Raw genomic sequence first — 6,052 nt, 5'->3', positions numbered from 1 at the left:
TCCGTTGGTGGGCAGTGCTTAGTCAGGCGATTGACCGTAGGTCACGCTACGTGATCGCAAACAAATGAATCGGTGTGATGCACTGCCCACTGACATGAACTAGTTAGTTATCAGTGGTGAGTTACCGATTACTGTCAATCGTAAGGTGGGCAGTGTGTACCAACCCGATGGCAAGCAAATGACTCTGTGTGATACACTGCCCACCCTACATCTAAATGATAGATTTACTGTGGCCAAGGGAGCAGGGAGCAGGGACTGAGGCCGTAGGCCACGCGGGGCGCGTGAGGCCGTTGGCCACGCTGCGCGAACGGAGCAGTGGAAAGAGGCAGTATTCAGAAAATTTTGTTAGTTGAATAGCCTCATTTCCCTTTTACAGTAAGCTTTATGAGTTTTTTAACTGGAAATTTAGCATAGCAGGTACTGAAGAACCATTTAACGGAGTTTTTAAGTGCTGTCTAGCTTGATAAAACCATTTGTTTTCATCTATATTATTAGTATTGGCATACTCATAGCAATATCCCCAATTATTAATTATTTCCGTGTTTTTTGTTTCCGTATTTTTTTCATCTGCTTCGTTTTTTTCAGCTTCTAATACCTGGGCTAGCAAACAGTAAGCTGGTGCCTTGTTATTATATAACTTCTTAGCATTCTCGAGATTATATTTTGCCTCATCATAGTACTTTTGTTCTAGCATAGCCCACCCCAGGTTTGTCAGCAAATTGTATTTCACTTCTTTATCATTGTCTTTATCATTTTCAGTCTCCTCATTAATTAGGTCTAGACCTCTTCGTAACCAAAAACTAGCCTGAGCATATTTTTGATCGATAATATACATTCTTCCTAACTTATTATAAGCAGGAATGAAGTTATCTTTCACAGCAATTTTGTATTGAGATAAAGCCTTTTGATTTTCTTGTAGTTCCTCATAAATTGTTCCTAAGTGATAATGAGATTCAGCGTAGTCAGGATTCAGGGCGACTGCTCGTTTGTAGTCTGATATGGCGGCAGCAAATTTCGGATGATTATGTTGAATGTCTTGATCACCAAGATGGTTGTAAAAATCGGCAATCTTAGGTAACAAAAAATAAACTATAACACAAATGAGGAAAAGACTGAAGGCAATACCACAAATTACTTCTTGCCAAAAATAGTTAGGAATATTCAAACGGGTAAGAGCATTTTTGATTAACTCCTGTCCAGTTTTTGTGAAAGCGGTTCTACCAACCAGTAGTGTTAGGACGCCCTCACTAGCAGTAACAAAAACCTCTAAGGTATCTGGTGCTCCACCACTCAGAAAGTGTTCCGAAATATCTACCGTTAAACTAAAAGACAATATGAGAAATACAATTGTCAGTATTTTCCATAGCCAATCCAGATAATCCCATCGATGCTTTGGAGGTTCAAGAAACCACCACCAAGCCTCTACGTTAGGGTTGAAAATAGCATGCCATTCAGTTAGATCTACTGTGGTAATCTTATTAGTATCTTGCTTTAATCGGTGATCTAGATCGTTAACCTTAATCAAGCTTCCTGTAGGAATCTGTGATTGATTGCTTAATTCTGCTTGAACGGTATCACGAGCAGTCAAAACCTCTAGAACTGTTTCTTTTGATGGCGAGCTAGCGTCTTCAAGTGTAGTAAGTGCATGAGTATAACGTTGAATAGCAGACTCTAACTTTGATATAGCAGAGTTAGTCTTAGGAGTTTCTTCTGGCATAAGCTGACTTGACGTCTGATTTCCCTCTAATTTCAGCCTCCCGTTCCACCAACCTCCTCTCAAATTCAGCCATTGTCTGAATGATGGGAATGTTTTCAGCACAGTCAAGGTAATTAGCGATCGCATCAACAATCACATCAGTCTTTGACCTGCCAGTTTGCTCAACCTAGCAGCTATTGAGTTATGGGAGAAGGGTTGGAGGAATCTTAATGGCAATTTGAGGTTTAGTAATAGCATAAATCTAAAGTAGAGATATTATACTACTTGTATCACTAAGTGTTGCTATTGCTGTATTAATTCTTAACATTACGGTAAATCACGTCTGGAGGTGTTTCTGCTCACCGACATCAACTAGTCCGTTGGTGGGCAGTGCTTAGTAAGGCGATTGACCGTAGGTCACGCTACGCGATGCTCCGTAGGAGCCGCTAAAAGCGATCGCAAACAAATGAATCGGTGTCATGCACTGCCCAGCCTACATTTACTCCCGGGTTTATTTTAAGGATTAGGCTGACGGCTGACAGCTGTTCGCGTAGCGTGAGCTTTTAGCTCACGGCTGAATGCTTAAGAGCAGGGAATAAGGGAATCACTCCTGAAGTGCTTGGCTCAACATCATTAAAGAATAAATTTGTTTTTCCTACATAAGCTTGATTAGGGAAAACAATAGTAGATTTTTCGGTAGCTAGGCAAATATTAGCAATGTAGCCAGCAATGCGACTGCAATAGAACATAACTGTCATCAGTTGATCAGGAATTCCTAGGTTTTTCCATAAAACACCAGAATAAAAATCTACGTTTGGTTTAATCTTATCGAAGTAAGGAATAGTATCTATTTGCTTATGCATTTCCCTCGCAATATGCATGAAAGTATCTCCCTTTCCTTCTTCAACCATTTGGTTGCAGATTTTGCTGAGAATTCTGGCTCTAGGGTCTATCCCTTTGAATTCAATATGGCCTAACCCAGGGATTTTCTGTTTTTTATCCAGGGATTGCTGGATATAATTTCTGATATTCTCTTCTAGGTCTCCATCAGCAGCAGCAATTTCCTGAAACATCTGCAAGACCCTGAAATTAGCACCGCCATGTTTGTCTCCAGACAAGGCGTTTAAGGCGGAGATTAAACTTCTCCACATTCCCGTACCATTGCTAATATTTTGTTTAGCAGCAAATGTTGAAGGGCTCAAGCCAGCGTCTGCATGCAACACCATTAGTGTATCCATCAAAGAGCGTTGCTCATCGGTTACGTTACCGAAACCCCAGATCATCCCCAGAAGATTATTGATATAATCATAATTTTGTCCATAACAGCCAACGTCTTGGGGCAATACCAAAGGCTGCTGTTTGACATGTTGTAGGATCATCCCTACCAGAATAGGAGTTATGGCAAGAGCCTTCAATATTGCTTCCAACTGTTCGCCTTGATTCCGTAAAGGCAAAGAACATTCTCCGGAAAGATAGGATAATCCAGAACTTAGAATAGCGACGGGATTAGCATGGGGAGAAAAGGAAGAGATTACACTCTTGAGTCCCTTAATAATTTTCTGATCCAGAAGAGAGTTTTTGGCCAGTTGCTCCTTAAACCATTGTTTTTCCTCTTGGCTGGGGAGATGTGATTCATATAACAAAATAATGGTATCTAAGTAATCGCAATTATCGACTACTAATTGGATCGGAATCCCCCGGTAGTATAATTCTAGAGCTCCGGCATCTAAATAACTTAGACTGGCTAATTCAGTAGTTGTGTGCCTGAGTTCGGAATCGTAAATTTGATAGCCTGTAGTTTTTGCTACTGTTTTCCCACAGATTAGTGTTTGTCCTGTCTTGGTCAAGTATATGGGAATAGGGTGAGATGAACCATCGGGTAAGATGATAGTGAGATGAGAATGTTCCATTTTTACAATCACCTAATAATCCTATCGATCAGCTAACTTCAGAGCTATCAAAAAACATCTCAAAATGGATCCAAAAGCCCACAAATTAGTATGGGTTTATACTAACTTATAGATTCTTGGTATCAAGAGATACAAAGTTTTGCTATAACTAGCAACTTTTGTGATTAGCATCCACTCCAAATATAGCATATTGTAAACAAAAATAAACACGATCAGCCAAAAATTGTTTATGGTGAGAATAAAAGAAAATTTTACAGTCAACAATTTTGGCTAGATTTTGGTAATTAAGACCCCTTATGTCCAAAGACAATACGGAAACGTTTCATCTTCGCTTTCTGCGATTAGCTACTGTCAATATCCTCTCCAACATCGCGATTCCCTTAGCAGGGTTAGTAGATACCGCATTTTTGGGACACTTAGCAGATATTAACTATTTAGCTGGGGTTGCTCTAGCTACAGTTATCTTCAACTTGGTGTATCGCAACTGTAACTTTCTGCGGATGGGAACTACCGGCCCAACGGCTCAAGCGGAAGGACGCTTTGACCAAGATGGAATTACGTTAGTACTTCTACGTAATGGTTTAATTGCTTTAACCCTCGGACTACTCATTATCTTGTTGCAATATCCCCTTAGAGAAATTGGCTTTAGCCTACTCAGCGCTGCACCTGAGGTTAAAGCTGCTGGACAAGATTACTTTAATGCTCGGATTTGGGGAGCGCCTGCAACCCTACTCAACTTGGTCTTAATCGGGTGGTTTCTAGGCCGGGAAAAGAGCACCAAAGTATTGGTTTTGTCAGCTATTGGCAATGGAGCGAATATTATACTGGATTACCTGCTGATTATCCGTTGGGGCTGGGCAAGTGCAGGGGCTGGATTTGCTACGGCGGCTGGCCAGTATCTGATGTTACTTATGGGCATGATTTTCATAGCTACAGAAAATGGCTATCCTCAAATGCTAGCGCTAGTAGACAGGATTTTCGACCTAGAGGCCATAAAATCGACTTTTAAGTTGAATGGAAATATCTGGATACGCTCTATTGCTTCAACCATCACCATTGCTGCCTTTACTGATTTGAGTGCTTATTTGGGCACGATGGTGCTAGCTATCAATACTTTACTGTTGCAGGTGATGATCGTGACCTTCTACTTTATTGAAGGATTATCCTTTGCGACGGAAAGTATAGCAGGGAACTTTCGCGGTCAAGGCTTGACCAACAAATTTCCTTCTCTGTTGCGCCTATCTGGAGCAAGCAGCCTCGGCATAGGACTAACCATAGCTTCCTTATTTGTCCTCCTGCCAGATCCTCTGTTTGGGTTGATGACCAATCATGGAGAGGTAATTGACGAACTTCACCATTATCTTCTGTGGCTACTTCCCTTTCTAGGACTGAGTTCTATGGCTTTTATGTTAGATGGGTATTTTTTGGGCTTAACTGAAGGAGCTCTGCTTCGCAAAGGTGTTGTAACCGGTAGTCTTGTTGGTTTTATCCCTGTCGCTGTAGCATCTTGGTGGTTCCACAGTAGTCAAATCTTATGGCTGGCTATGTGTTGTTATATGGGAGTAAGAGCCTTAGCCCTGGCAGTTCAAGTCCCAAAAACCATGAGGTCTGAGAATATTTAATCCCAGGAGTGTTGAATAGTCAGTTGGTGGGCAGTGTGTAGTAAGGCGATGGCAAACAAATGAATCGCTGTGATGCACTGCCCACCCTACATCTCTCCCGATTCCCGACTCCCGACTCCCGATTCTAAATTCTAAATTCTAAATTCTAAATTCTAAGTTCCCTACTCCCTACTCCCTTTCCAAAAAAGACTTGACAAGTCTACCTAGTAGTAGGTAGTATAAAGTCATGAAACAGAAAACTGCTCAACAAATCCTAGACGTAGCTCAATCAATGGTGCGCAACCGAGGCTACAGCGCCTTTAGTTACGCCGACATTTCCAAAGAAATAGGTATCCGTAAGGCTAGTATCCATTACCATTTTCCTTCTAAAGATGATTTGGTAAAGGAATTAGTAAAACGATACCAAAAAAACTTCGCACGGAAATGTGTTGAGATTGAGCAACAACAAACAACACCTCAAGCACAATTGAGAGAGTTTGTGAATCTCTACCGAGATGGTTTGCAAGACAATAAAATTTGTTTGTGTGGAATGTTGACAGCAGATTTGAGTGTTTTAAATTCCGAAATCCAAGCAGAGATCAGAAGTTTCTTTTCTGTCACTGAATCTTGGTTAGCTAAACTATTGCACCGTGGCTGTGAAACCCAGGCTTGGCAGTGTAGCCAATCGCTGGAAGTAGAAGCAAAAATGCTACTTTCCATGTTACAAGGAGCGCAATTATTAGCCCGGGTAGCGGAAGATAGTAGTGCTGCTTTTGATCAGATTACTGGTGCATGTCTGGAAGAGAAGCTATCAGCGGTCAGCAATTAGCTTAAGCGCTACTTGA

At 41.3% G+C, this 6,052-nt stretch carries 4 protein-coding genes; 2 read left to right on the top strand and 2 right to left on the bottom strand.

What is annotated here, in order from left to right; all coding sequences use genetic code 11:
* Positions 1–382: 382 nt before the first annotated feature.
* Both F6K20_RS21175 and F6K20_RS21170 read right to left on the bottom strand, forming a co-directional pair.
* Complete coding sequence (locus F6K20_RS21175; RefSeq protein WP_008190065.1) at positions 383–1,717, bottom strand: tetratricopeptide repeat protein; 1,335 nt, start codon at positions 1,715–1,717, stop codon at positions 383–385.
* 542 nt (positions 1,718–2,259) lie between these two features.
* Complete coding sequence (locus tag F6K20_RS21170) at positions 2,260–3,606, bottom strand: citrate/2-methylcitrate synthase (RefSeq protein WP_287295930.1); 1,347 nt, start codon at positions 3,604–3,606, stop codon at positions 2,260–2,262.
* A gap of 296 nt (positions 3,607–3,902) precedes the next feature.
* Between F6K20_RS21170 and gntT the strand changes: the two genes are divergently transcribed.
* Positions 3,903–5,228: a guanitoxin biosynthesis MATE family efflux transporter GntT gene (gene gntT / locus F6K20_RS21165; protein ID WP_287295928.1), complete on the top strand. Its 1,326-nt coding sequence runs from the start codon at positions 3,903–3,905 to the stop codon at positions 5,226–5,228.
* A gap of 226 nt (positions 5,229–5,454) precedes the next feature.
* Positions 5,455–6,036 (top strand): TetR/AcrR family transcriptional regulator, encoded by a 582-nt coding sequence (locus F6K20_RS21160; RefSeq protein ID WP_287295926.1) that lies wholly within the window; start codon positions 5,455–5,457, stop codon positions 6,034–6,036.
* The last annotated feature ends 16 nt before the right edge of the window (positions 6,037–6,052 follow it).

This window comes from Moorena sp. SIO2C4, assembly GCF_010672485.1.
Lineage (GTDB): Bacteria > Cyanobacteriota > Cyanobacteriia > Cyanobacteriales > Coleofasciculaceae > Moorena > Moorena producens.
The sequence above is the reverse complement of the archived record's forward strand: the minus strand, read 5'-3'. Positions and strand labels throughout refer to the sequence as shown.

Bases quoted from the DNA above. Each gene is read 5' to 3' on its own strand.
- F6K20_RS21160 (WP_287295926.1), top strand. From the start codon at position 5,455: ATGAAACAGAAAACTGCTCAACAAATCCTAGACGTAGCTCAATCAATG.
- F6K20_RS21170 (WP_287295930.1), bottom strand. From the start codon at position 3,606: ATGGAACATTCTCATCTCACTATCATCTTACCCGATGGTTCATCTCAC.
- gntT (WP_287295928.1), top strand. From the start codon at position 3,903: ATGTCCAAAGACAATACGGAAACGTTTCATCTTCGCTTTCTGCGATTA.
- F6K20_RS21175 (WP_008190065.1), bottom strand. From the start codon at position 1,717: ATGCCAGAAGAAACTCCTAAGACTAACTCTGCTATATCAAAGTTAGAG.